Raw genomic sequence first — 20,716 nt, forward strand, 5'->3', positions numbered from 1 at the left:
GTTCGGGAGTTTGAGCCAGGCGGATAACGTCACAGGGAACGCCCGCCGGCTCAGCTCGACGAAACCCCGACGTGACAGAAACGGAGCAGCTCATGAAGCTCACATCCGAACAGGTGAAGCAGACCGTCAACCAACTCGGCGCTCAGGTGCTGCCCGACGAACATCCGGCCATGCCGCAGCTCAACAGCATGTTCGGCGAGCATACTTTCTTCGTCGACGAGATGGGCCTCAAGGTCCTCGAGCCCACACCATCGCCCGGTGCCGATCGGCAGAGCGGCGAAGTCGTCAGCCTCGCCGATTGGGGCGATTCCGACTTGACGCGCCTGATGGCGCACGAACCGGAGCCGACCGGCGTGATCGTCGTGTTCGAGCACGTCCGGCATTGACCGGCGCGGGCCGGACGTGCTGGGGCCGGTCGCCTGCGGCCTCGTTCAAATGCCGAACGTCAGTTGTGGCTCTACGTCGTCCCCGGCCTGGAGGGCCGACAGCGACACCCCCAGCAGCCTGACGCGTTTGGGCAGCGGCATCTCGACTTCGAGCAGGCCGCTGGCCAGCCGCTCCAGATCGTCCCGGCGCGCAATCGCCGCCGGGACGGATCTGCTGCGCGTGATGATCTCGAAGTCGGCGAATTTGATTTTCAAGGTGACAGTGCGGCCGCGGTGACCCGTCGTCTCGCAATGGCGCCAGACCTTGTCGACGAGAGGCTTGAGCTCGGTTGTGAGCGCGTCGAATTCAGCGAGGTCGGTCGAGAACGTGGTCTCCGCGCCGATCGACTTGCGAATCCGGTTCGCCCGGACCGGCCGCTCGTCGACGCCGCGCGATATCCAATAGTAATAGGCGCCCGACTTGCCGAAATGCGCGTTCATGAACGCCAACGTCTGGTTGCGGATGTCGAGGCCGGTGAACAGGCCGAGTGCGTTCATCTTCGCAGCCGTCGCCGGCCCTATCCCGTGAAACTTGCCGACAGGTAGCGTCTCGACGAATGCCGGTCCCATCTCCGGCGAGATCACGAACTGACCGTTGGGCTTGCGATGGTCGGAGGCGAGCTTCGCGAGAAACTTGTTGTAGGAGATGCCCGCCGACGCGTTGAGGTCCGTCTCGGCCTTGATCCTCCCGCGGATCTTCAGCGCGACGTCGCGCGCCAGCGGGATCCCCTGCAGGTTCTCCGTCACGTCGAGATAGGCCTCGTCGAGCGACAACGGTTCGATGATGGGCGTGTGCTCGGCAAAGATGTCGCGGATCTGCCGGGAGATCGCCTTGTAGACCTCGAAGCGCGGCCTGACGAAAATGAGATCGGGACACTGCCGCTTCGCCGTGACCGACGGCATCGCGGAGCGAACGCCGAACTGGCGTGCCTCGTAGCTGGCGGCCGCGACCACGCCGCGCTCCGCGGAGCCTCCGACCGCAACCGGCTTGCCGCGGAGCTCCGGATTGTCGCGCTGCTCCACCGACGCATAGAAGGCATCCATGTCGATATGAATGATCTTGCGGACGGGCGGGGCTCCGCCGGTCATCGTCTCGGATTCGCTCATGGAAAGATGATACAATTGCACGATGATATGCGCGAGGTGATGGATGCTGCAGCTGTTGTTGTTCTTGGTGGGCGTGGTCGGCACCGGCTGGCTGATCGGCGCAACCAATCTCCCCGGAGCCTGGTATGCCGCCCTCGCCAAGCCGGCCTTCGTGCCACCGAACTGGGCGTTCCCGGTGGCCTGGACCCTGCTTTACATCATGATCGCCGTCGCGGGCTGGCGGACCTATCGCCGCGAGCCATCGGGAAAGGCCATGCTGGCCTGGGCTACGCAACTCGCGCTGAACTTCGCCTGGTCTCCGGTCATGTTCACGATGCACCAGATTGGTGCCGCGCTGCTCGTCCTCATCGGCATGTTCGTCGCAATCGTGACCTATATCATTTTCGAGTCATCACGAGACAGGCTGGCCGCCGCGTTGTTCGTGCCCTACGCAGCCTGGGTCGCGTTTGCCGGCGTGCTCAATGCGGCCATCTGGCGTTTGAATTGAGACATTCGATCTCGACCATTTCAAAGAGCAATCTCAGGCTTGTGAGTGGCAAGCATGGCGACGCGGCCTAATATGAGCGCACGGAGGACAGCCCATGCAATACAGCTCCGAGCTCATTCACACGATGCGTCAAGCGCTGGAGACGGTGATGGCGAGCGTACCGGCCCATCAATCGGTGTTCGGCCTGAAAGCAGCGGTCGCCGAATGTATCCTGAACGCCGCGGCGCACGGCCAGACGTCATATGACGGATTGGTGTCGTCCGCCTCCGACCAGATCCAGGCGATCGTTGCGATGCTGACGTGAGGGCGGGCTGAAACGGCGGCAAGACTGGCGCACCCGACACGATTCGAACGTGTGACCTTTGCCTTCGGAGGGCAACGCTCTATCCAGCTGAGCTACGGGTGCTAGTCGAGGTTCATTTAGCCGATTGGCGAGGGGCGGGCAACCGGTTCTCGCCACATTGCGCTTCAAGCCGTTCTGCGCCGGAAAGGGGCCGGAACCGCTGCGGCCTCCCGGCCGAGGCTTGCGAACTCGGCCAGCACCCTTTCGGCGCAGATGACGCGGTTGCGGCCGAGGCGTTTGGCCACATAGAGCGCCTCGTCGGCCGCGCCGAGTAGCCGCTCGGGTCCGCCATCGGCGCCGCCGGGAATGTGGCTGGCGACCCCGACGCTGAGGGTGACATGGTCGCCGGCGCCCGCGGCGCCGTGGGCAATCCGCAAGGCGATCACGGCGCAGCGGATCTCGTCGGCGATGACGCAGGCGGTGTCGCAATCCATGTCGGGCAGGATCAGCGCGAACTCCTCGCCGCCATAGCGGCTGGCGAGATCGAGCGGCCGCACGGCGTGCCGGCTGACGACCGAGGCGATCGCGCGCAGGCATTCGTCGCCGGTCTGGTGGCCGTGGTGGTCGTTGAACAGCTTGAAATGATCGACGTCGACGAACAGCAGTGCCAGTGCCTTCTGCGTGCGTTGGGCGCGGGTCCATTCGCTCATCAGCATCTGGTCGAACGCGCGGCGGTTCGACAGGCCGGTCAACCCGTCCTTGGTGGCGAGCTCCTTCAGCGCCATCTCGGCGCGCTTCTGGTCGGTGAGGTCGCGCAACGTCTCCACCACGGCGATCAGATGTCCGGCCTCGTCGTGGATCGGACCGGCGTCGATGGCGAGATAGAGCTGGCTACCGAGCTTCGGCATGGTGCACCAGTTCTCCGCCGAAAAGCCGAGCCCGTTGTGGCCGCGCGCGGCATATTCCGAATAGAACTCCGGGAGCCGCTCGGGCCGGTCGAGCGCGACGAGGTCGGCGAGGCAGGGACGCCTCGTTTCGTAAAAGGCCTGCCAGTGCTTGCTGGTGCCGATCACCTCGGATGCGGCGAGGCCGGTCAGCCGCTCGCACGCCCTGTTCCAGATCACGACACGGCGCTTCGGGTCGATCACGAAGGTCGGCACGACCAGGTGCTGCATCAGCCGCACGGCATAGGAATCCGCAACGTCGACGGATTTGGCCGAAGACGTTCTTGAAGTCCTTCCCGGCGACTTGCTCGACGACGTCCCTGGTTTCGTCATCAGGCCACTGCCGCCACCGGCTGGGCGCCGGGCGAGCCGTCACGCGAGCCGAACAGTTTCCGCACCTCGCTGGCCGGCTTCGGCGGGCTGAACAGATAGCCCTGCATCTGCGTGCAGCCGAGCCCACGCAGCATCTCGCGCTGGGCCTCGGTCTCGACGCCCTCGGCGACCGTGGTCATGTTGCTGGCGGCTGCGATGTTCACCACCGCCTGCACGATCACCGGCGCGCCGCCCGCCTCCGCGATGTCGGCGACGAAGCAGCGGTCGATCTTGATCTTGTCGAACGGGAAGCGCTTGAGGTAGCTGAGCGAGGAGTAGCCCGTGCCGAAATCGTCGAGCGCGATGCGAACGCCGATCGAGCGGAGCTGGTGCAGGATCGAGAGAGCGGCTTCGTCGTCGCGGATCAGCACGGCCTCGGTGATCTCGAGCTCGAGCCGGCGCGGGTCCAGCCCGGAAGCGGCGAGCGCGCCCGCGATCCGCAGCGCCAGCGTGTCGCATTTGAGCTGCACCGGCGACACGTTGACCGCGACGCGGATATGCGTCGGCCAGGTCGCGGCCTCGTCGCAGGCCATGCGCAGCACCCAGTCGCCGAGCTCGGTGATCAGGCCGGTGTCCTCGGCGACGGGAATGAACTCGGCCGGCGAAACCATGCCGCGCTCCGGGTGACGCCAGCGCAGCAGCGCCTCGCAACCCGAGATTTCGCCGGTGCGCAGGTCGACCAGCGGCTGATAGTGAATCTCGAAGCCGCCGTTCACCAGCGCCTGCCGCAGATCCTGCTCCATGCTCAGGCGCGCCTTGGCGCTGGCATCCATCTCCGGCTCGAAGAAGCGGTGGGTGCGGCGTCCTTCGGCCTTGGCGCCGTACATCGCAAGATCAGCATTCTTGACGAGCTGGTCGAGATCGGTGCCGTCCTGCGGCGCCAGCGCGATCCCGATGCTCGCGTCGGTGGAGAGCTGATGGCCAAGGCAATGATAGGGCTGCCGGATCGCCTGGTAGATCCGCGTCACGAAGGCCAGCACGTCGGCGGAGGACTGGATGCCGGTCTGAATCACGGCGAATTCGTCGCCGCCGAGCCGCGCGATCAGATCGCCCTGCTTGAGGCAGCCGCGGAGGCGGCCCGAGATCGCCTTCAACAGCTCGTCGCCGACATGGTGGCCGAGCGAATCGTTGATGCCCTTGAATTCGTCGATGTCGATGTAGAGCAGGGCGAACTGGCAGCCGTCGGTGACCTTCGCCAATTCGCGTTCGATCTGCTCGCGGAACAGCGTGCGGTTCGGCAGATCGGTCAGCGCATCGTAATGCGCCATATGCGCGATCTTCTCGTCAGCCCGTCGCCGGTCGGTGACGTCGTCGATGACGTGAATGAGATAGCGCGGCTCGCCCGCTTCGTCAGGGATCCCGATCCGGGTCGACGTAATGTAGCGCATTCCCTTGCCGGGCATCTGCCAGGCGTGCTCGTCCTTGAACAAGCCCTTGGCCGATTGCAGCGCGTTGGTGTCGTCTTCGGTGATGCGGGCGGCAGGCGCCTCGGGGAAGATGTCGAAAGCGGTCTTTCCCACAACGTCCTCGCGCGACTGGCCGAACAGCTGCTCGGCGACGCCGTTCAGCAGCAGGTACTGTCGCGTGCGCGCGTCCTTCACCGTGATCTGCGACGGGATATGGTCGATGATCTCGCGCAGGAAGGTATGGTTGCGGTCGCGCTCCTGCTCGAGGTTGCGCCGCTCGGTGATGTCTTCGATCGTGGCGACCCAGCCGCCCTGTGCCAGCGGGGTGTTGATGACCTGGAAGGCGCGGCCGTTGGCCAGCTGATGCGTCCGCCTGGAGACCGTGCCTTCGGCAACGACCCTCATGACATCGGTGCAAAACGTCTCGACGTCGCCGTCGAATGCGCCGCACTCCTTGCGGTGGTACATCGCCTCGCGGATGTGGCAGCCGGGCTTGATGACATCGTGGGAGAGGCCGAACATGTCGGCGTAGCGGCGGTTGCAGGTAACGATGGTGCCGCTCGCGTCGTAGAGGATCAGCCCCTGCGTCATGTTGTTCAAGGCGGTGTCGAGCCGCAGCCGCTCCGCTTCCAGCCGTTCCTGCGCTTCGCGGTTCTGACGGTTGATCAGGCGGATGATCAGATAGAGAATCAGCGCGATGACGGCTGCCGAAAGCGCGGCGGTCGTGACCATGAAGCCGGTCTGATGGCGCCAGTCGGCCAGCGCCGCTGCCGTGGTGTTGGTGGCGAGGATCACAAGCGGGAAGTGCGTCAGCGACGCGGCCGAGCCGAGCCGCTGTTCGCCGTCGATCGGGCTGGCACCGCGGAGCGTGAGCTGACCGCCGTCGGCCAGCACCTTTCGCATCAACGGCGCGTCCTTGAAGTTCCGCCCGATCAGCTCTTCGCGGTGCGGATAGCGCGCCAGCATCTTGCCTTCGCGATCGAACAGCGAAATGGCCGTTCCCTCCGCCAGCGCGACAGACGCGAAATATTGCTGGTAGCTGTCGGGATTGATCCGGCGGACCATCGCGCCGAGGAACGTGCCGTCCGCGCCGGTCAAGCGGCGTGCGACGACCGTGGTCCATTTGTTGATGATGAAGCTGCGGACGGATTCGAGCACCACTGGCTCGGACTTCGGATTGGTCTTGAACGTGTGAAAATAAGCCCGGGCCGAAACGTTGATCTTGGGCAACGGCTGGGGCCGCGACCAGTTGATCAGATCACCGTCGGCATCGTAGATCGCGATATCGCCGAGATAGGACACCGAGCTGATCTTGCTGCGTAGCATCTGGTGCGCCGCCGGGCCGGACATGCGCTCGCGGAACATCGCCGGCGAGCTGATCTCCGTCAGGTTCATCTGCGCGATCAGGTCGGTGGCGACGACGTCGGAATCCTCGAATTGCTGGTCAAAGTGCCGCGCGATGAGCTGCACCGTGTTTTCCAGCTCGCGTTCGCGGTTGGTCAGGGTGCGCTCGCGAAATTCGCCGACGGCCATGGCCGTCACGCCGAAGATGCCCGCGACCAGCAACACGCCGCAAAGGGTCAGCCACAGGACAGGACCACGTCGCGCCAAAGCCTCCCAGCCGTTCCTTGCGGCTCGAGACATTCCGGCTGCCACCGTGGAAAAGACCTGGCGCATTCCCCCTCCCTGGAGGAACACGAATACACCGCACAAATGGCCCAAACCTTAGGAAAGCCAGTTACCTAAGCATTAATCCGGTTGCGCCATCGGCTCCGTATGCCGCGCAGCGGGAAACGCGAGTGGTTGTGCGGTGGGGAATGCAAGCGCCGCACTGCATCATGAATCGCGACCTAATGCGAATTGCCGGCGCTCTTGTTGCCGGCGGGATTACGCAGCCGTCCGACGACGCCGGTCGGGAAGAAATAGACGCTGGCGATGAACAGCAGGCCGAGCCACAGCAGCCAGCGGTCTGGATGCAACAACCCCGGCAGCAGCGGCAGGCCGGCCTCCGACGCCGCCGTGGAGGCTATGCCCATCAGCGACTGCAGATAGTTCTGCGCGAGGATGAAGATGGTGGCGCCGATGATCGCGCCGTAGATCGTGCCCATGCCGCCGATCACGACCATTAGCAGGATGTCGAGCATGATCGAGAAGCTGAGCGAGGTGTCGGGACCGGCATAGCGCAGCCACAGCGCGTTCAGGATGCCGGCGCTGGCAGCAACCAGCGCGGCGATGCAATTGGCATAGGTCAGGTGGAACACCGTGCGGAAGCCGAGCGCCTCGGCGCGAAAGCGGTTCTCGCGGATCGCCTGCAGCACGCGCCCAAACGGCGAGTTCACCACCCGCAGAAGTGCGAGGATCATCAGGGCCGAGACGGCGAACACCAGATAGAAGGTCAGGATGCGGCCGTTCACCTCGAAGCCGAACAGGTTTTTCGAGATCAGCACCGTGCCCGGCCGCAGCAACTCCGGCAGCTGGAAGCTGCGCCCGTCCTCGCCGCCGGTCAGCCAGGACAGCTGGGAAGCCAGCACCTGGAAGGCGGAGGCGACCGCGAGCGTGATCATGGCAAAGAAGATCGCGGCGACCCGCAGCGAGAACAGCCCGATCGCGAGCGCGAGCAGGGCCGCAAGCGGCAGGCCGACCACGATGCCGGTGGCGACCGCGGCCCAGTTCGGGCCCATGCCGTATAGCGCGATCGCGATCGCGTAGCTGCCGATGCCGTAGAACATGGTGTGCGCGAACGACACCGAGCCGGTATAGCCGAGCAGCAGGTCGTAGGAGGCGACCAGGGCCGCGAAGACGCAGATCTTGGCCGCGACGTTCAGCGCCTTGGCACCGGGAAACAGGAACGGCGTCGCCGCCAGCGCCAGGATGATGACGACGAGAACGAGCGTGAGCACGCGGCTCCGCGGCTGATCGCCCGACAGGATCATCATCGGCTGGTCACCGCATAGAGGCCGCGCGGCCGCCACATCAGGATGGCGACCATCAGCAGGATGTTGGAGACGAGGGCGAGCTTCGGCACCAGGAAGCCGCCGTAATTGGCGACCATGGCCACGAGGATCGCGCCGATGAAGCAGCCGCCGATCGACCCCAGGCCGCCGATGATGACGACGACGAAGATCAAGACGGTGAGCTCGTCGCTCATGGAGGCGTGGACCTGCTCGCGATAGAGCGCCCACATCACGCCGCCGAGGCCGGCCAGCGCCGATCCCGTCATGAACACGCCGAGGAACAGCCGGCGGATGCGATAGCCGAGTGCCTCGACCATCTCGCGGTTCTCGACGCCGGCGCGGATCAGAAGGCCGAGCTTGGTGCGGTTGAGCACGAGCTGGATCGCGATGAAGACGGCCAGCCCGATCAGCGTCGCCAGCACGCGGTATTTGGCGATCGCGACATCGCCGATGATGAACGAACCGCGCAGCGACGCCGGCAGCGGCATCGGGATGATCTGCGGTCCCCACAGCGCATAGAGCGTCTGCTCGGCGACGATCAGGCCACCGGTCGTCATCAGGATCTGCTTCAAATGCTGGCCGTAGACCGGCAGGATCAGCACGCGTTCGACGACGAGGCCGAGGGCGCCGGACACGGCCATCGAGAGCAGGGCTGCTGGCGCCAGCACCGCCAGGTTCATCCAGAGTGAATCCGCCTGGATGGACGCGGCGAACGGCGCCAGCACCAGCGTCGCAACATAGGCGCCGACGGCGATGAAAGCGCCGTGGCCGAAATTGAGCACGTCCATCAGGCCGAACACCAGCGTCAGGCCCGAGGCCATGATGAAGATCATCATGCCCATGGCGAGGCTCGCGGCGGTCAGCGTCAGCCATGTGCTGGGCGAGCCGATCAGCGGGATCATCGCGAGCGCCAGCGCGACCGGCAGCAGGATCGGCGCGAGATCGCGCTTCGGCTTCGGCAGTGGATCGGTTGCGGCAAGGTCAGTCACTGATGCGCCTCCAGGCTCAGGCCGAGCAGCCGCTCCTGCAGCGGCACGTCGGCGGCAAGCGCCGCCATCGCGCCGCGATGGACGATGGTGCCGTTGTCCATCACCAGCACGTTGTCGCCGAGCTCGCGGGCGGCAAAGAAATTCTGTTCGACCATAAGGATCGTCGCGCCCTTGCGCTTGATCTCCTTCAGGCACTCGATCAGCGCCATCACGATCGCAGGCGCCAACCCCTTGGTCGGCTCGTCGATCAGCAAGAGCTTGCGCGGCTCGATGATGGCGCGCGCGATCGACAGCATCTGCTTCTGTCCGCCCGAGAGGCTTCCCGCCCGCGACAGCCAGAACCGGCGCAGCGCCGGAAAGAAGCCGAAGATCCATTCCAGCTGCGTGTCGTCCATCGGCGCGTCGCGGGCTGCCAGCACCAGGTTTTCCTTCACGGTGAGATCGGAAAACACCGCCATGCTCTCCGGCACGTAGCCGACGCCGAGCCGCGCGATATCAGGCGTGGCGCGGCTCTCGATACGCTCGCCGGAGAGGCTGATCTCGCCGCTGGATGCATGCCACAGGCCCATGATGGTGCGCAGCGTCGTGGTCTTGCCGGCGCCGTTGCGCCCCAGCAGCATCGTGACCTGTCCCTGCGGGACGGTGAGGTCGATGCCCTGGAGGATGTGGTAGCGGCCGATATGGGTATGCACGCCGGAGAGTTTCAGGAGATCGGTCATGCCGCGCTCTCTCCGGCGGTCTTGGGCGCAACGCCGAGATAGGCCTCCTGCACGATCGGCGAGGCAATCACCTCGGCGGGCGGGCCGTCGGCGACGAGTTGCCCGTTATGCAGCACGATGATGCGGTCGGCGAGCGAACGCACCACGTCCATCTTGTGCTCGACCAGGAGGATGATCTTGCTCGTGTCCTGCTTGAGCTGCGCGATCAGGTTGAGCACGACAGGCACCTCGTCGATGCTCATGCCGGCGGTGGGCTCGTCGAACATGAAGACTTTCGGCTCCAGCGCGATCATCAGGGCGACCTCGAGCTTGCGCTGGTCGCCATGCGACAGCGCAGTCGCGGCGACGCCGCGGCGGCTGCCGAGCGCGACCTGGTCGAGGATGGCGTCGGCGCGTGCGATCAGGTCGCGACGAACCATCCAGGGCCGCAGCATGTCGTAGTGGGTGCCGTTCGCCGCCTGCACCGCGAGACGGACGTTCTCTTCCACGGTGAGGTTCGGAAACAGGTTGGTCAGCTGGAACGCGCGTCCGAGGCCCGCGCGGGTCCGCAGCGGCGCGGAGTGCTGGGTGATGTCGGTGCCGTCGAACAGGATGCTGCCGTTCGAGGCGCGCAGCTGGCCCGAGATCAGGTTGAAATAGGTGGTCTTGCCGGCGCCGTTCGGCCCGACAATCGCGGTGAGCTCGCCCGGACGGAACGTGCACGAGACGTTGTTGACCGCGACATGGCCGCCGAAGCGGATGGTGAGATCGCGGGTTTCGAGGGTGAGCGTCATTGGTCTGGCAAATGGTGAGAGGGCGATGTTTCCGCGATCACACTGCGCCCCCTCCCCCGGTTGCGGGGGAGGGCCGGGGAGAGGGTGTCTCCGCAGGCGAGAACCCCAAGAGGATGGAGCCCTCTCCCGGCCTCTCCCGCAAGCGGGAGAGGTGAAGAAGCACTCAGCGCTTGTTCTTGATCGGAACGTCCATGTCCTCGATCTTCAGCTCGCGCACCGGCTCGAGGATCGCCCAGGCGACGTTCGGGTCGACCTTGACCTTGAAGTGATACATGCTCTGCAGCGCCTGATGGTCTTCCTTCCGGAACACCATCTTGCCCTTTGGCGTGTCGAACTCCAGGCCTTCCATCGCGGTGATCAGCTTCTCGCTGTCGGTCGACTTCGCCTTGGTGACGGCGGCGACGACGGACATCGCGGCGGCAAAACCACCCGCGGTGAAGAAGTCCGGCGGCGCATTGAAGCGCTTCTGGTGCTCGGCGACCAGCCAGTCGTTCACCGGGTTCTTCGGGATCTCGTAGTAGTAATAGGTCGCGCCCTCCATGCCCGGCAGGCCCTTATAGGCGGCGAGCGCCGGCAGGATATTGCCGCCGGTGGAAAGCTCGATGCCGTAGCGCTTCGGGTCCATGTCCTGGAGCTTGGCCAGCGGATTGCCGGCGCCGGCCCAGATCACCCAGATCACCTTGCGGCCCGGCTTGTCCTTCAGCGCGTCGAACAGGCGCTGGCCGACCGCGGTGAAGTCGGTGGTCGAGGTCGGGGCATATTCTTCGGCGGCGAGCGTCGCGCCGGTCTTGGCCAGTGCCTCCTTGAAGGCGGCGACGCCATCGCGGCCGAACGCGTAGTCCTGTGCCAGCGTTGCGACGGTGACACCCTGCTTGCCGATCGCGACCGCATTGGAGATCGCGTCCTGCGAGGAGTTGCGCGCGGTGCGGAAGATGTAGCGATTCCACTTCTCGCCGGTAATCTGGTCCGCGACGGCGGGCTCCACGATCAGGATCTTCTTGTTCTCCTCGGCGACCGGGAGAATGGCGAGCGCCGCGGCCGACGACGTCGTGCCGATCGCGATGTCGGCCTTGTCGTCCTGATAGGCCTCGGCGAGCGCGGCTTTGGCGAGATCCGGCTTGCCCTGGTCGTCCTTGGCGATGATGACGATCTTGCGGCCATCCAGGGTCATGGTGCCCTTGGTGGCGTATTCGAAGCCCATCTTCAGGCCGGTCTCGGTCTGCTTGGCGTAGGCCTCGAGCGGACCGGTCTTGCCGTAGATCAGCGCGATCTTGAGATCGTCGGCCTGCGCGAAACTGCTCGCGGCCAAGCCGATGACGGCTGCTGTGAGAATGAGCGATCGACGCACCATGGTTCCTCCTTGAATGAACTGACTTGAACGAATTGCCTTGGTCACTGCGATTTGCACAAGTGTGTAGACATTGCAATTCCACCTTCCGGCGGAGCTCGCATGAAGCCGCATGTGACAGTCCGTTGACGTGTGCCTGCCGCGACCTTGCGACGCTTGCGCGTTGCCGCGGCGCGCATCAGCCCAAGCGCTTCCTCGAACATGCGTTTCCTTGGACCGGCCCGGAGCAAGCCCCGCGCCAGATCCGGAGCCTGCTTTGAGAATGGCTGAAAATGCGGCACAAACGCTGAAGTCGCTACAAGCAAACGCCGGCGCCAAGGTGTCCGGAATCCGAGACTTCAGACGCATCAGTCTCGAAATTCAGACAGGCGAGGCCCCCGAGGCCAGTCCAGACTTGGCGAGCTTCTTGTAAAAGGTTGCGCGCGAGATCCGAAGCATCCTGGCTGCCTCGGTGATCTGGCCGTTGCTGGCGGCAAGCGCATGTTCGAGCGTCTGCTTCTCGAACTCGGCCTCCGCCTCGGCGTAAGGCACCACAGATCCGGTCATTCGGGCCCCTGGCGTTGAAACGGCGGCCCTGTTCACCGGCAGGATGTGAACGAAATCATCGCTGGTCAGCCGCCCGGAATCGCTCAGGATCAGCGCGCGTTCGAGGATGTTGCGAAGCTCGCGGACATTGCCGGGCCAATCGTAGCGCGCGAGGGCTGAGAGACCGCTCGGGGTGATCCTGGCGTTGACGAAGTCTCCGGAGGCGCTGATGTCTTCGATCAGCCGCGCGCAGATGTCAGGCAGATCGTCGAGGCATTTGCGAAGTGGCGGCAGGTCGATCGAGAGCACGTTGAGCCGGTAGTAGAGATCGGCGCGGAAGGCGCCGTCACTGACGCGCTTGCGCAAATCCACATTGGTCGCGGCGATGACGCGCAAGTCCACTTTGCTGATCTTGTCCGAGCCGAGCGGCTCGATCTCGCGCTCCTGCAGCACGCGCAGCAGCTTGGCCTGCAATTGCAGCGGCATCTCGCCGATCTCGTCGAGGAACAGCGTGCCGCCGTCGGCGATTCGGAATTTGCCCTCGCGCCCCCTGCGGTCGGCCCCGGTGTAGGCGCCCGGCGCGGTGCCGAAGAATTCGAACTCGATCAGTGTCTCCGGGATCGCCGCGACATTGACGCTGACGAACGGCTTTTCGGCGCGCGACGACGCATTGTGGATCGCCTGCGCCAGTAATTCCTTGCCGGTGCCGGTCTCGCCGGTCAGCAGAACGGTCACGCTTTGCCGTGCCGCGCGCTTGGCGAATTCCTTTGCCTGGGCGATTCCCGCGGTGGTGCCAACGAAATCCGCGAACGTGAAGCGCGCGGCGCGGGCGTTTGACAGTTGCCGCCGCGCCAGCCGCAGATCACTCTCGAGCTGGGCGACGCGGGCGAGCAGCGGCTTCAGGCTTTCGATGTGATCGTAAAGCACGAAGCCGATCGCGCCGATCACCGTCCCGTTCTCGTCCTCGATCGGCATGCGCGTCACGACGAGCTGCTCGCCGCCAAGCTCCATGATGTCGAGCAGGATCGGCTCGCCGGTCTCGGCCACCTTCCGCATCATGCTGTTGGGGATGACCTCCTCGATCGGCCGGCCGATCGCCTCGCAAGTCCGCTTGAGACCCAGCGCCGCGAGATATTTCTCATTGACGTAGACGACGCGTCCAGTGCGGTCGATCGCGATCGCGCCCTCGCAGAGCTGTTCCAGCCGCTCGAACAGCGTCTCCATCGCGCGCGCTCGGAGATAGGCGGGATCGCTGATCGAGGCGGAAGAGGTGGACATGACATATCCCGGGGAAGTCAGTCCGTGTAATAGCAAAAAGCCAGCAATTTCAAAGGGCAGAAATGAAGCGCGGTGAGTGTGGCGGCGGCTTGCTGCCTACCTTCGATACCCGCTCGCGCGCGAATAGCCTTGGCGGTTCTGCTGGGTGGGCCGGCTCGCCACGCTGGCGCGCGACTCGCTCGAGGCCGGTGTCGCGAGCTTCAGCTCCTCCAGGAAGATCGGGCGGGAGAAATAATAGCCCTGCGCGTAGCGGATCTTGGTCGCGGCCTGGAGATAAGCAAGCTCCTCGTAGGTTTCGAGGCCTTCGGCGATCACAGTCATGCCGAGCGCCTCGCTCAGCGACTCGATCGCGCGCAGAATTCCCTGGCTGCGCTGACGCTTATGGATATCGGTGATGAAGGAACGGTCGATCTTGATCTCGTCAGCGGTGATGTCGGCCAGTGCCGAAAGCGAGGAATAGCCGGTACCGAAATCGTCGATCGAGATGCCGACACCGAGCTTGCGGAACATCGGCAGGATCTCGGCCTGGAAGTGATTCTTGGCGACGAAGGCGTCTTCCGTCACCTCGATCATGAAGCGCTGCGGAAAGCCGGTCTCCTCCAGCGCCCGCGCGAAGCTGCGCATGAACTCGGGATTGCCGGCCTGCTTGGCCGCGACATTGATGCTGATGGTTGCTTCCGCGCCGAAGGTCTCGTTAATCAAGTCGATCGATTTGACGATCTCGGCGAGCACGAGGTGAGTCAGCTCGTCGATCAGGCCGAGCTCGCCGGCGAGATTGATGAACGAGCCGGGCGCCTGGATCACGCCTTCGTCGTCGCGCAGGCGCACCAGGGCCTCGATGCCCTTCACGGCCTGGGTGCGGATGTCGACCTTGGACTGGAAGGCGCAACAGAAGCGCTTCTCCAGGATGGCTTGCCGCAGCGACTGCTCGATCTTCATCCGCGCCAGCGCCTCGCGCTCCATGCTGGAGTCGAAGAACGTCGCCGATCCCTTGCCGTCGTTCTTGATGTGGTACATCGCGATGTCGGCGTTCTGGCGCAGCGTCTCGAAGCTGCGGCCGTGCTCGGGATAGAGGCTGATGCCGACAGAGGTGGAAGCGAAGACTTCCGAATTGTCGATGAAGAACGGTGCCGTCAGCCGCTCCAGCGTCGACTGCATGAATTCGGCGACCTCCTCCTGGCTCTGGATCGGCGACAGCAGCAGCAGGAATTCGTCGCCGGAGATGCGCGACAGCATGTCGGAATCGCGCAGGTCGCGTCCAAGCCGCTTCGACAACTCGACCAGCAGCGCATCGCCGACGGCGTGGCCGTAATAGTCGTTGATGTGCTTGAAATTGTCGACGTCGAGGAAAGCCAGCGCGAAGCGCCCGCTGCCACGATCGGCCGCAAGCAGGTTGCTGGTGTGATGTTCGATCACGCGCCGCGAGGGCAATCCGGTCAGCTCGTCGAAATAGGCCGAGCGGAACAGCTGGTCCTCGAAATTCTTCTGCTCGGTGATGTCGGAGGATGCCGAGATCAGCAGCTCGCGTCCGGCGAGGCGAACGGGGCGATGGGTCGTGAGCAGCACCTGGCGCGCGGCGCCGTCGTGCAGCGCCTCCTCGGTGACGACTGCCTGGCCTGCGCTCAGCGCCTGGCGGCAGGCTTCGCGGCGCGGCGCCAGATCGGGCGAGGGACGGCTGCCGTCCATGCCGAGCTGCGCGGCGGCAGCATCGTTGACCAGCAGAAGCTCGCCATGCGCATCCTGCACGGTCAGGCCGGCAGGCAGCATTCTAACGATTTCCTTGAGAAAGCCGAGCTCGGCTTCAGTCGCGCTGGAATATTGGTTGTCGTTCATAGAAGTCATGAATCTTGTTGTTTCAGCGCGCTTTTGCAATGGACGCGATCTTGCGCGGTTCCCTCTTAAGTTTGGTTAAGGGGTACGGAGAAATACGGGGCTGTTTGGGGAGAAACTTGCGGCGATGCGACGCGCGCCGACCATCGTCATTAACAGAGCGTCAATAGCGCCTGCGAAACTGCGGGCGGCGCGCGGGTCGGCTTTCGCTTGGCGCGCGAGGCTATTCGCTTTGCGGGATGCGGCATTGCATGATGCAATGCAGCCCGGTCTTCATGTAGGAGATCTCGGTCTTGCCGTCGAAGGCCGACAGCGCGGATCTCAGCAGCTTGGTGCCGAAGCCGGGATCCGACACCTTGTCCACGCTTGGCCCCTCGGTTTCGTCCCAAGTGACAGTCAGGCGGTCGTCGTCGCTCACGGTCCATGACACCTGCAGCAGACCGCGCGGCGAGGAAAACGCGCCGTACTTGCCCGCATTGGTGGCCAGTTCGTGAAACATCAATGACAGCGTGACCGCGAGCTTCGGCGGCAGGAACAGCCGATCGCCGTTCAGGGTGAAACGGACATGGCCGTAGGGGCCGAGCTCCGAGATCAGGAGGTCGCGAATGTCACAGCCGGCCTTGTCGATCCGCGAGATCAGATCGTCGGTCGCGGCCAGCGAGCGCAGACGTGGATCGACCCGAGCCCAGACCAGCGGCTCGTCATGCAGCACTTGATGCAGCACGGCATGGGCCGTGGAGAGCTTGTTCTTAAGCCGGTGCTGGAGCTCGTCGACCAGCAGCTTGCGATAATCCTCTTCCTCGATCAGGCGCTTGGAGATCCGGCGCTGCTCCGCCAGCATGGTGCGATAGTGCTCGACGCCCCAGATCGTGAGCGCACAGACCGCCCAATAGAGTGCCAGCAGGGCAAACCGCGCGCGATCGGCAAAGGCATCGCCGAAATTCACGACGACGCCAAGCATGCCGCCGACCAGCGCGGTCACGACCCCGATTCGGAAGCCTCCGAACGCGGTGGCAAAGAAAACGGCCGGAAAATAAGGGGTGAAGTAGACGTCGGGCCGCACATGCGCCAACGCCCAGCGCGTCAGCGTTGCAACCAGCAGGCAAGCCGCGGCAAACGCAATGCTCAGACCGAGCGAAGGCGGCGCCGTACCCTGCCAGCCCCTGCGGAATTCCTCGATCAACTTCCCCATGCGCAGCCCAGTTGCGATATGCGTTCGAAAATCGAGCGGCCTGTGAAGATGTTACGCATCCTGCCCGCACAAGCATAGCTTGCCTTGTCGGAGACAGGCAGGGATAGTGGCGCCCGCCGCGATGGCAGCGGCCGATTTTCGCCAATTGGCATCAAATCGTTCGAAAACAGGAACATTCCATGGGCAGGCTGGACGGCAAGGTTGCAGTGATCACGGGCGCCACGAGCGGGATCGGGTTGCGTACTGCGGAAGTCTTCGTTGCCGAAGGTGCCAAAATTGTGATCGCGGGGCGGCGTCTACCGGAGGGCGAGGCGCTGGCCAGCCGGCTCGGCGCCAACTGCGTCTTCCGACAGACTGACGTGACGGTCGAAGCGCAGATGCAGGCGCTGATCGCGCTTGCCGTGGACAGGTTCGGCCGGATCGACTGTCTGTTCAACAATGCCGGCGGCCCGGCGCAGACCGGCGGCATCGAAGGTCTCGAGGTCGATCGCTTCGACGCGGCGATGGCGACGCTGGTGCGCAGCGTCATGCTCGGCATGAAGCACGCCGCGCCCGTCATGAAGAAGCAGGGGGCGGGCAGCATCATCAACAACGGCAGCATCGCCGGACGCCTCGCCGGCTATTCGTCGTCGCTTGTGTACGGGGCGGCCAAGGCGGCTGTAATCCATCTGACAAAATGCGTCGCGATGGAGCTTGGTGAATCCAACGTGCGCGTCAACTCGATCTCGCCCGGTGCGATCGCGACGGGGATCTTCGGCAAGGCACTCGGGCTTTCGACCGATGCGGCCGAACAGACACCCGCCATGTTGCGCGACGTCTACAAGAACGCCCAGCCGATTCCGCGCGCCGGCCTGCCCGACGATATCGCCTACGCTGCGGTGTTCCTGGCAAGCGACGAGTCCAGCTTCGTCAACGGACATGATTTCGTCGTCGACGGCGCCGTCACCGGTGGCCGCAACTGGACCCAGCAGCAGCAGGGGCTGTCGGCGCTGCGGAAGGCTTTCGACGGAGGCGCGTAACGGATAGGTGTCGTGCCCCGGACGCGGTGCGGCGCGACCTGCCGCACCGCAGAGCCGGGGCCCATCTCTTCAAAATAAACGCGCTTACGCATCTGGCTCCCGGCTCAAGCTTCGTGCGTCCGTGACACGAGAGTTAAACCGCCTTCACCCGCACCCTCAGGCCGTCCCGCGGCTTAGGGATCGGCCACATCTGCCAGTCCGGCTTGTAGCCCTCTTCCAGCGACACCTCGATGTTCTGCAGGAAGTGCCGCGCGAAGCATTTCGCCTGCATGTAGGCAAAGTGCAGGCCGAGGCACATATGCGCGCCGCCGCCGAACGGGACCCAGGCGAAGCGGTGGCGGTTGCGCTGCGCCTCCTCGGTGAAGCGCAAGGGATCGAAGCGATCCGGCTCCGGCCAGATGTCCTTCATGTGATGGGTATAGAGCGGATTGACGCCGACCGCGGTGCCGGCGGGAATCGTATAGCCCTTGAAGCTGAAATCGCGCATCGCGCGGCGTGGCATCGAAGGCACCGGCGGCTTGATTCGCAGCGCTTCCTTGAACGCCATTTCGGACAGCGGCATCTTTTCGAGATCGTCGAAGCTGCTCGGCGCATCGGCCGCGAGCCCGAGCGCGAGAACTTCCGCGCGCAGCCTGTCCTGCCAGTCCGGATTGGCGGCGAGCTCGCCAACGAACGACGTCAGCGACGAGGTCAGCGTGTCGTGCGCCGCCATCATCAGAAAGCTCATGTGGTCGATGATGTCCTGCTCGGACAGCAGCGCGCCGTCCTCATGGGTGGCGCGGCAGAGCTGCGAGAACAGATCGTCGCCGCCCTGATTGCCACGTCGCAGCGGGATCTGCTCGCGGAAATAGGCGACGATGCGTTTGCGCCCTCTGACGCCGGCCGCCATCTGGGTGCCGGGCAGGGGTCGGCGGATCGGCGCGACGGCGGCGGCGACCATGTCGACGAAGGCGCGGTTGATCTCGTCGACCTCCGGCCCGATGTCCGCGCCGAGGAAGGACGCCGCCGCGAGATCCAGCGTGAGCTGCTTCATCGCCGGATAAAGCTGCATCTCGCCGGGCTTGGCCTTCCACTGCGAGACCCGCGCAGAGATGCCGCGGTCGAGATCGGCCAGATAGGATTTCATCGGCCCCGACTTGAACGCGACCGACAGCGCCTTGCGGTGCAGCCGATGCTCGTCGAAATCGAGCAGCATCAATCCGCGCGGAAACAACAGGCCGAGCACCTTGTTCCAGCCGTGGGTCGAGGAGAACAGTTTTTGCTGGTCGAACATCACGAGCTCGTTGGCCTCGGGACCGAGCAGCACGACATTGGTCTCGCCGAACACATGGGTGCGGTAGACCGGGCCGTACTTGGCGCCGTTCGCCTCGATATGGCCCTTGGGATCGGCCAGCACCTGAAAGGTCTTGCCGATGATCGGCCAGCCCTCGTCGCCGGGGATGTGCGTCAGGGCGTTGCGTTTGGGCGCGGTGTAGTCGGGCGCCGGTGCGGCCACATTCTGCATCGACATGACGATCACTCCGGTTGGCAGGCTCCGCAACATAGCACGATCGGCGCGCGATGAGCTGCGGTCGTCTTGAGCACAAAATCGTCACACCCCACCACCGTCGTCTCGGGCTGGTGCGCAATCGCGCGGGGCGCCGGGACGACGAGGAGAGAAGGCTCAGGCCTAGCGCTTCGCCGCTTCCTTCTGCAGATCCGGCGCATTGACGGCGGGGATGGCGACGCGGCCGGGGCCGGTCACCTTCAGCGCTTCGGCGGCCTTTTCGTTCTCCATGATCTTGGCCATCACGGCCTGGCCCGCACGCTCGAAGATGGCGCGGTTCTCGATCACGAATTTTTGCGACCGGCGCAGGCCGTCGATATAGCCGTTGATCTCCGGCACGACATAGCGCGCCACCATGTCCCAGCTCCGCCGCGTGTTTTCCGGATTGGCCCAGTCGTGCACGAAGCCGATGATGGCGCCGACGCCGCCGGAAACCTGCATCACGTTCTTGATGGTTTTGACGAGGTCGTCGGGCGTGCCGATGGTGGACGCCGCACCCTCGACGAAGGCGGTCTTGTCCACGGCCTCGTCCGGCGAGGAGAACGCGGTCAGGCCCGGCCGCTGCAGCGTGCCGACATTATATTCGTTGTGCCAGCGCATCAGCCCGGCGCCGGCCTCCTTGCGCGCCTGCTCGCGGGTCTCGGCGATGTGGAAGGTCAGCAGCACGCGCCAGTTGGCGCGTTCGACCTTCGTGCCGTGCTTCTTCGCGGCGTCCTCGGCGAATTGCCACTGCTGCTGCAGCGACATCAGCCCCTGCGTGGTCATCGATCCCAGCGAGATGATGCCGCAGCCGTATTTGCCGGCGAGCGTCATGCCGGAGGGCGAGATCTGCGAGGCCACCACGAACGGCATCTCCTCCTGCAGCGGCAGGATCTGCAGCGCGGCGTCGTTCATGGTGAACCAGTCGCTCTTCGCCGTGACGCGCTCGCCGTTGAACAGCCGGCGGATGATGCCGATCGCCTCGTCCTGGCGGTCGCGCTGCGTCATCGGATCGATGCCGAGCGTGTGCGCGTCGGAGGCAAGCGCGCCCGGACCTGAGCCGAAGATGGCGCGGCCGCCGGTCATGTGGTCGAGCTGCACTATGCGCTGGGCGACGTTGTAGGGATGATGATAGGGCAGCGACACCACGCCGGTGCCGAGCTTGATCCGCTTGGTGCGCTCGCCGGCCGCAGCCAGGAACATCTCGGGCGAGGCGATCATCTCCCAGCCGGATGAATGGTGCTCGCCGCACCAGAACTCGTCATAGCCGAGCGCGTCGAGCTGCTCGACCAGGTCGAGATCGCGCCGGAACTGGAGCATCGGATGCTCCCCGATCGGGTGATGCGGGGCAAGGAAGGCTCCGAACTTCAGGCGCGCCATGGCGTTCTCTCCGGCTTTGATTTTCTGTTTGTTGAGGCGGTGAGGCTACGTGCCGGAGCATGCGAACGCAATCGCCCGGTGTCCCGTGTTGCGGAATGCAGGCATGCGGATGTCTTTTCCCTCCTCTCCCCCAAGCGGAGCGAGGGGCAGATCGCCGCGA

General features: G+C 64.7%; 17 protein-coding genes and 1 tRNA gene. 4 read left to right on the forward strand and 14 right to left on the reverse strand.

Features of this window, described 5'->3' with window-relative positions; all coding sequences use genetic code 11:
- Positions 1-92: 92 nt before the first annotated feature.
- A complete protein-coding gene (locus JQ580_RS10700; RefSeq protein ID WP_094976171.1) occupies positions 93-386 on the forward strand; it encodes a hypothetical protein in 294 nt (97 codons plus the stop codon).
- Positions 387-431: 45 nt separating this feature from the next.
- Here JQ580_RS10700 and dinB read toward each other — a convergent pair whose 3' ends face one another.
- On the reverse strand, positions 432-1,532 hold the full coding sequence (gene dinB / locus JQ580_RS10705; RefSeq protein ID WP_212280010.1) for a DNA polymerase IV: 1,101 nt from the start codon (positions 1,530-1,532) through the stop codon (positions 432-434).
- Between the two features lie 43 nt (positions 1,533-1,575).
- On the opposite strand from dinB, the gene JQ580_RS10710 reads away from it, so the two are divergent.
- Entirely contained in the window at positions 1,576-2,019 is a 444-nt protein-coding gene (locus tag JQ580_RS10710; RefSeq protein ID WP_212280011.1) for a TspO/MBR family protein, read from the forward strand.
- Between the two features lie 94 nt (positions 2,020-2,113).
- Positions 2,114-2,323, forward strand: a complete 210-nt coding sequence (locus JQ580_RS10715; RefSeq protein ID WP_028139576.1) for a hypothetical protein — start codon at positions 2,114-2,116, stop codon at positions 2,321-2,323.
- Positions 2,324-2,348: 25 nt separating this feature from the next.
- Here the strand turns inward: JQ580_RS10715 and JQ580_RS10720 are convergent.
- The 11 genes from JQ580_RS10720 to JQ580_RS10770 all read right to left on the reverse strand — a co-directional run bounded on the left by JQ580_RS10720 (position 2,349) and on the right by JQ580_RS10770 (position 16,632).
- Positions 2,349-2,425, reverse strand: a tRNA-Arg gene (locus JQ580_RS10720).
- 62 nt (positions 2,426-2,487) lie between these two features.
- Positions 2,488-3,579, reverse strand: a complete 1,092-nt coding sequence (locus tag JQ580_RS10725; protein ID WP_212280012.1) for a sensor domain-containing diguanylate cyclase — start codon at positions 3,577-3,579, stop codon at positions 2,488-2,490.
- Entirely contained in the window at positions 3,579-6,701 is a 3,123-nt protein-coding gene (locus JQ580_RS10730) for an EAL domain-containing protein (RefSeq protein WP_212280013.1), read from the reverse strand. Before JQ580_RS10730 ends, JQ580_RS10725 begins: the two co-directional genes overlap by 1 nt.
- A gap of 173 nt (positions 6,702-6,874) precedes the next feature.
- Positions 6,875-7,960: a branched-chain amino acid ABC transporter permease gene (locus tag JQ580_RS10735; protein ID WP_212280014.1), complete on the reverse strand. Its 1,086-nt coding sequence runs from the start codon at positions 7,958-7,960 to the stop codon at positions 6,875-6,877.
- Entirely contained in the window at positions 7,957-8,967 is a 1,011-nt protein-coding gene (locus JQ580_RS10740) for a branched-chain amino acid ABC transporter permease (RefSeq protein WP_212280015.1), read from the reverse strand. The genes JQ580_RS10735 and JQ580_RS10740 overlap by 4 nt, the downstream gene beginning before the upstream one ends.
- Positions 8,964-9,686 (reverse strand): branched-chain amino acid ABC transporter ATP-binding protein, encoded by a 723-nt coding sequence (locus JQ580_RS10745; protein WP_212280016.1) that lies wholly within the window; start codon positions 9,684-9,686, stop codon positions 8,964-8,966. Before JQ580_RS10745 ends, JQ580_RS10740 begins: the two co-directional genes overlap by 4 nt.
- The gene (locus tag JQ580_RS10750; RefSeq protein WP_212280017.1) at positions 9,683-10,459 is read right to left on the reverse strand and encodes an ABC transporter ATP-binding protein; all 777 of its coding nucleotides are present in this window, start codon (positions 10,457-10,459) and stop codon (positions 9,683-9,685) included. The genes JQ580_RS10745 and JQ580_RS10750 overlap by 4 nt, the downstream gene beginning before the upstream one ends.
- Before the next feature lie 163 nt (positions 10,460-10,622).
- Positions 10,623-11,807: a substrate-binding domain-containing protein gene (locus tag JQ580_RS10755; RefSeq protein WP_212280235.1), complete on the reverse strand. Its 1,185-nt coding sequence runs from the start codon at positions 11,805-11,807 to the stop codon at positions 10,623-10,625.
- Positions 11,808-12,167: 360 nt separating this feature from the next.
- Complete coding sequence (locus tag JQ580_RS10760) at positions 12,168-13,610, reverse strand: sigma-54 interaction domain-containing protein (RefSeq protein ID WP_212280018.1); 1,443 nt, start codon at positions 13,608-13,610, stop codon at positions 12,168-12,170.
- Between the two features lie 96 nt (positions 13,611-13,706).
- A complete protein-coding gene (locus JQ580_RS10765; protein ID WP_212280019.1) occupies positions 13,707-15,443 on the reverse strand; it encodes a putative bifunctional diguanylate cyclase/phosphodiesterase in 1,737 nt (578 codons plus the stop codon).
- A gap of 220 nt (positions 15,444-15,663) precedes the next feature.
- Positions 15,664-16,632 carry a sensor histidine kinase gene (locus JQ580_RS10770; RefSeq protein WP_212280020.1) on the reverse strand — a complete coding sequence of 323 codons (969 nt, stop codon included), beginning with the start codon at positions 16,630-16,632 and terminating at the stop codon, positions 15,664-15,666.
- Between the two features lie 179 nt (positions 16,633-16,811).
- Between JQ580_RS10770 and JQ580_RS10775 the strand changes: the two genes are divergently transcribed.
- Positions 16,812-17,651 (forward strand): SDR family NAD(P)-dependent oxidoreductase, encoded by an 840-nt coding sequence (locus tag JQ580_RS10775; protein WP_212280021.1) that lies wholly within the window; start codon positions 16,812-16,814, stop codon positions 17,649-17,651.
- A 133-nt stretch (positions 17,652-17,784) separates the two neighbouring features.
- Here JQ580_RS10775 and JQ580_RS10780 read toward each other — a convergent pair whose 3' ends face one another.
- Together JQ580_RS10780 and JQ580_RS10785 are read right to left on the reverse strand one after the other, a co-directional pair.
- Positions 17,785-19,161 (reverse strand): cytochrome P450, encoded by a 1,377-nt coding sequence (locus JQ580_RS10780; RefSeq protein ID WP_212280022.1) that lies wholly within the window; start codon positions 19,159-19,161, stop codon positions 17,785-17,787.
- Between the two features lie 159 nt (positions 19,162-19,320).
- Positions 19,321-20,556 carry an LLM class flavin-dependent oxidoreductase gene (locus tag JQ580_RS10785; protein ID WP_212280023.1) on the reverse strand — a complete coding sequence of 412 codons (1,236 nt, stop codon included), beginning with the start codon at positions 20,554-20,556 and terminating at the stop codon, positions 19,321-19,323.
- Positions 20,557-20,716: the final 160 nt, after the last annotated feature.

This window comes from Bradyrhizobium sp. SZCCT0148 (assembly GCF_018129985.1).
Lineage (GTDB): Bacteria > Pseudomonadota > Alphaproteobacteria > Rhizobiales > Xanthobacteraceae > Bradyrhizobium > Bradyrhizobium japonicum_H.